At 42.4% G+C, this 5,443-nt stretch carries 5 protein-coding genes and 1 pseudogene; all 6 read right to left on the reverse strand.

Translation table 11 applies throughout. The features are described 5' to 3' along the window. Positions 1 to 102 precede the first annotated feature (102 nt). Positions 103 to 501: pseudogene (locus RWM06_RS09705) on the reverse strand (hypothetical protein); the annotation flags it as partial. Positions 502 to 508: 7 nt separating this feature from the next. After that, positions 509 to 1,399, reverse strand: a complete 891-nt coding sequence (locus tag RWM06_RS09130; RefSeq protein ID WP_313970888.1) for an Rpn family recombination-promoting nuclease/putative transposase — start codon at positions 1,397 to 1,399, stop codon at positions 509 to 511. 118 nt (positions 1,400 to 1,517) lie between these two features. Further along, positions 1,518 to 2,486 carry a ribose-phosphate diphosphokinase gene (locus tag RWM06_RS09135; RefSeq protein WP_033682853.1) on the reverse strand — a complete coding sequence of 323 codons (969 nt, stop codon included), beginning with the start codon at positions 2,484 to 2,486 and terminating at the stop codon, positions 1,518 to 1,520. Positions 2,487 to 2,630: 144 nt separating this feature from the next. Further along, positions 2,631 to 3,446: a PrsW family glutamic-type intramembrane protease gene (locus RWM06_RS09140; RefSeq protein WP_313970889.1), complete on the reverse strand. Its 816-nt coding sequence runs from the start codon at positions 3,444 to 3,446 to the stop codon at positions 2,631 to 2,633. A 24-nt stretch (positions 3,447 to 3,470) separates the two neighbouring features. Further along, the gene (locus tag RWM06_RS09145; protein WP_004237611.1) at positions 3,471 to 3,968 is read right to left on the reverse strand and encodes a carbonic anhydrase; all 498 of its coding nucleotides are present in this window, start codon (positions 3,966 to 3,968) and stop codon (positions 3,471 to 3,473) included. Between the two features lie 72 nt (positions 3,969 to 4,040). Further along, positions 4,041 to 5,402 (reverse strand): DNA repair protein RadA, encoded by a 1,362-nt coding sequence (radA, locus tag RWM06_RS09150; RefSeq protein WP_399553538.1) that lies wholly within the window; start codon positions 5,400 to 5,402, stop codon positions 4,041 to 4,043. Between the last annotated feature and the right edge of the window lie 41 nt (positions 5,403 to 5,443).

Consider the following 5,443-nt stretch of genomic DNA (forward strand, 5'->3'; position numbering starts at 1 on the left):
TCAGACTAACTTCCACTTCTACTAGCGGTGGAACTTAGTTTGGGAATTTAGCAGCATTTTGGAAATAACTCGCCACTCCATTAACTTTCTACTATTTAAAATGTGACCTTGTAGCAAGGACTCAAACTCAGCTACTGACATGCCCAATTGCTCACTCTCAACCTCAGCGCTTAAAAGATGTTGACGAACCAGATTTAGTAGCATGGACAAACTTCCTTCAACTTTCCCACGCTCCAGTCCCTGTTCAATACCTTCTGCACGACCACGCTCTAATCCTTTTTCCTCAGCACGTTCCAAGGCATAGTCATGAGCCAATAATGCTTGTTCTTCACGCATACGTAGTTGACTAAACATTTTCCTGTCCTCCTCGAGCCAGCTCCTGTAGTCCAGCAGTTGGTCTGCCTGACTGATAGCTCGCTCGGGTTCTTGGGTAAAGGGTTTATTCCCAAAAAACTCCAACCACGGTTTGCGAACCTTGTCCTTGCTGGTTTCTCTGTATTTTTAGGTCTTATTTATGATGATCTTTCAATAGTGACTCAAATTCAGCGACGGTCATACCTAATTGCTGACTTGCAACCTCAGGTGTTAGAAGACCTTGACGTACTAGATTTACTAAACCTACTTTTAATCCCTCTTCAATACCCTCAGCCCTAGCTGTTTCCAAGGCATAGTCCTGTGCTAACAAGGCTTGTTCTTCACGCATACGTAGTTGACTAAACATTTTCCTGTCCTCCTCGGACCAGCTCTTATAGTCCAGCAGTTGATCTGCTTGGCTGATGGCCCGCTCGGGGTGTTGAGTAAAGGGCTTGTTCCCAAAAAACTCCAACCACGGTTTACGAACCTCGTCTTTGCTGGTTTCTCTATATTTTTTTAGTTCCAAGAATGCCATTTTGACTAGATGGTTTTCTTGTCCATTATTTGTGATGGTTAAGGCTTCACCTGTCGTGTCCTCTCGCATACTAAAGCTATGAAAAGCCAGGTCATCTGAGAAGTAGTTGCTATTCACGATTGCGATAGCGTATACTGGTGCAATATGTTTATAACTCTGATGAGTATTACCCTCTTGCTGACGGATTTTTTCTAGGTTTTGATTGACCTGACTACATAGATAAGCCCACAGACGATTGATGAAAAAATTCTGATGATGCACCTGAATCTCAATGATAACTTGCGTTCCATTATCTAACTCCGCTAAAACATCTATACTGGTATAGAAATCCTGCGCTGAGTAAGGCACGGAAGGCAAGACATGAATATTGCTCCCCTCCAAAATGGTCACATTTTTTGCTGGCAAGTCCAACATATCGCGAATAAATTGACAAGTGATTTCTGGATTACTAAATATTTTTTTAGCTACCAAATCATTGGTCGGGCTGATGCCTGGATGACGTAATGTCATACTTTCTCTCCTTTCATTATAGCACATTTTTAAATCTAGGTTTACTAGATTCTCTGGCTCTATCTATTTATTCGGAAAAGAGATGAAAAAAACCTGAGAATCATCTCAGGCTTGGTCATTAAATCTTTTTCTCAATACTAAAAAGTGGAGAAAGTGGGCGTTTTTCATGGATACGTACAATAGCATCCCCTAGAAGATGAGCGATTGAAATCTGTTCAATCTTATCGATCAAACGCTCTTCTGGCAGATAGATGGTATCCAAAACAACCAATTTCTTAATAGCTGATTTTTGGATATTGTCCATAGCAGGACCAGAAAGAACTGGGTGCGTACAGCTTGCATAGACTTCAACAGCACCAGCTTCCGCAAGGGCATCTGCCGCATGACAAATGGTTCCCGCAGTATCAATCATATCATCAATCAAGATACAAGTCTTGCCTTCGACCTTACCGATGATGTTCATGACTTCACTAGTATTCATCTTATCAACGCTACGACGTTTGTCGATGATAGCGATAGATGTTTTCAAAAACTCAGCCAACTTACGGGCACGCGTCACCCCTCCATGGTCTGGGCTGACAACCACATAGTCAGAACCAACCATGCCACGACGCTCAAAATAATCCGCAATCAGAGGAGCCCCCATCAAGTGATCCACAGGAATATCAAAGAATCCTTGAATCTGCGCAGCATGCAAGTCGATTGTCAATAAACGATCCACTCCAGCTACTTCAAGCATATTTGCGACCAGTTTTGAAGTGATTGGCTCACGCGCTCTCGCCTTTCTATCCTGACGTGCATACCCATAGTAAGGCATGACAACATTGACAGATTCTGCACTCGCACGCTTCAAAGCATCTACCATAATCAAAATTTCAAGCAGATTGTCATTTACAGGCGAACTAGTTGATTGTAGGATAAAGACGTGTTTCCCACGGATTGATTCTTCAATGTTGACCTGAATCTCTCCATCTGAAAATTGACGAACACTTGATTTCCCCAACTCTATCCCAATCTCCTGCGCCACACGTTTTGCCAATTCTTGATTAGAAGAAAGGGCAAACAGCTTTAAATCAGAAAAAGACATGATTTCCTCCGGTATATATGTATCGCTTGTGCTTTTCACAAGATTTTCCATCTACCATTGTAGCGCTTTTTGCACTATTTTTCAATCAAAAATAAAAGAAGGGTACCATATTTGTACCCTTGCATCATTCTTTTGAAAAATATTCTAGTTCACTATCTCATCGTTCTTCTCAACAAAGCGATAAGCCTGATAAAAACCATAGAGAGTAATAACCATAACCATCGGAATCGCTAAGGGCAACTCTGTCTCTAATTCTACAAAAGGAGAGTTAAACAAGAAGTGAGTTCCTAAAGCTAAACCTAGGAAAATAAGCCCCTGTTTCTTGCCAACCTTTTGTCCTTTATAGGCTCTGTAAAGCAAGTAAACACCTACTACAGCTAGACCTGAAAAAGTCCAGTGAGAGGCAATACCTGAGATGATACGCTCTAAAATTCTCGAAATAGTAAAGTCAAATCCCTCTGGCAAATCCGTACGAATATAGCCAATATCCTCAATCATTTGGAATCCCAAACCAGAAGCAATCCCAAGTAAAAACAAAGATTTTAATTTTCGCACAGGAATCAAAGCTAAAACAAAGACAAGTGGTAACAATTTCAAGGGTTCTTCTACCAAAGGAGCTACAATAGCACTTTCAAAGGCATTTAAAAATGCACTATCTGGGAAAAGAATACCCAGTAAATCATGGATATAGGTATTAGCAAAGCTAGACAGCCAGCCTGAAAGGAACATCCCACCCAATAAAGACAAAATCAAGGCATTCTTTGGTAATTCCCATTTTTTCCCAATATGGAAAAGGAAATAAAGAGCCGGAATCATGTAAAAGAGAGCTAGAAAGATAGAAACTCCCATTAGTCTATATTCCGCACCTGACATCGAACCATCCGTATAGTAGATGGTTTCATACTGCAAACCAATACATAGCAATAAAATAAAAATAAATAAAATACTGTTTTTCTTCATACACTTTCTTTCTAAATGAAGTGTTTATAATTCTACAACTGTCATACTTCCTGTATCCACATCGTAAATAGCACCAGAGATAATAACATCGTCTGGTATTAGAGGAGACTCGATAAGGAGTTGCATATCCTCTCGCACACTCTCCTCTATATCTTGGAAGGGTAAGAAGTCCTGGTCTGACACATCGACACCTAGTTCCTCTTTTAAATACTCCTGAAAAGGTCCATTTTCAAAGGTCTGAGCACCACAGTCTGTATGGTGCAATACCACAATCTCTCTTGTACCCATTTGTTGCTGGGAAATAACCAGCGAACGAATCATGTCTTCTGTCACTCGACCACCTGCATTCCGCAAGATATGAGCATCCCCAAGTGCCAAGCCCAAAGCTTGCGCAACGTGCAGACGAGAGTCCATACAGGTCACAATAGCCACTCTTGTTTTGGGTTTAAGTGGCAGATTTAACTGCCCATGTAGGGCAACATAAGCCTGATTGGCTTGCATAAACTGTTCAAAATACGACATGATTCCCTCCTTGAAAATTTGATAGTCAAATATTTCTCCTATCTTATCATTTTTAAGAGGATTTGTCACAGATTAAGCAAAAACCTTTTTCAAAACTTCCTGAATCGTTGTCACCCCAATGACCTGTATTTCCTTAGGCGGAGTGATTCCTGTCAAGGAATTCTTAGGTACATAAATCTTAGTAAAACCCAGTTTAGCAGCTTCATTAATGCGCTGTTCGATACGATTCACGCGCCGAATCTCTCCTGTCAAACCAAGCTCCCCAACAAAACATTCCTGAGGATTGGTTGGCTTGTCCTTGTAGCTCGAAGCAATGGCAACTGCAACGGCCAAGTCAATAGCAGGTTCATCCAATTTGACACCGCCAGCAGATTTGAGATAAGCATCCTGATTTTGCAAGAGAAGACCTGCCCGTTTTTCCAAAACAGCCATAATCAAGCTGACGCGATTGAAATCAAGTCCTGTCGTCGTACGCTTGGCATTTCCAAACATGGTCGGTGTCACCAAAGCCTGAACCTCCGCCAAAATCGGACGCGTCCCTTCCATTGTCACAACGATTGACGAACCAGTCGCCCCATCCAAACGCTCCTCTAGGAAAACCTGACTCGGATTGAGCACCTCAACCAATCCGCCCGACTGCATCTCAAAGATGCCAATCTCATTAGTGGAACCAAAACGGTTTTTGACCGCTCTTAAAATACGGAAGGTATGGTGGCGTTCCCCTTCAAAGTAAAGCACCGTATCCACCATATGCTCCAACATACGCGGACCAGCTAAGGTTCCTTCCTTGGTCACATGACCTACGATAAATATGGCAATGTTATTGGTTTTGGCCAGCTGCATAAGCTCAGCCGTCACCTCACGCACCTGAGAAACAGATCCCTGCACCCCTGAAATTTCAGGAGACATAATAGTCTGGATGGAATCAATAATGAGAAAATCTGGATGGATGCGCTCCACTTCAGCTCGAACACTCTGCATATTGGTCTCTGCATAGAGATAAAACTCGCTATCAATATCTCCCAAACGCTCTGCACGTAGTTTAATCTGCTGGGCAGACTCCTCCCCGCTGACGTAGAGAACCGTACCCACTTGAGACAACTGGGTTGAGACTTGTAAGAGAAGGGTTGATTTCCCAATCCCAGGATCCCCACCGATGAGGACAAGACTTCCTGGTACCACTCCGCCTCCAAGTACACGGTTGAATTCCTCCATCTCCGTCTTGGTTCGATTGACATTGATGGAAGTAACCTCAGCCAGTTTCATGGGCTTGGTTTTCTCACCTGTCAAGGACACACGCGCATTCTTGACCTCAGCAACCTCAACCTCTTCCACAAAAGAAGACCAAGACCCACAGTTGGGGCAACGTCCCAGATATTTAGGGGAATTATACCCACAATTTTGACATACAAATGTCGCTTTTTTCTTTGCGATGATAAACCTCTTTCTATATCTCTAACTCACACTCAATCACT

Origin of the sequence: uncultured Streptococcus sp., from assembly GCF_963516575.1 — a bacterium.
Classification (GTDB): domain Bacteria; phylum Bacillota; class Bacilli; order Lactobacillales; family Streptococcaceae; genus Streptococcus.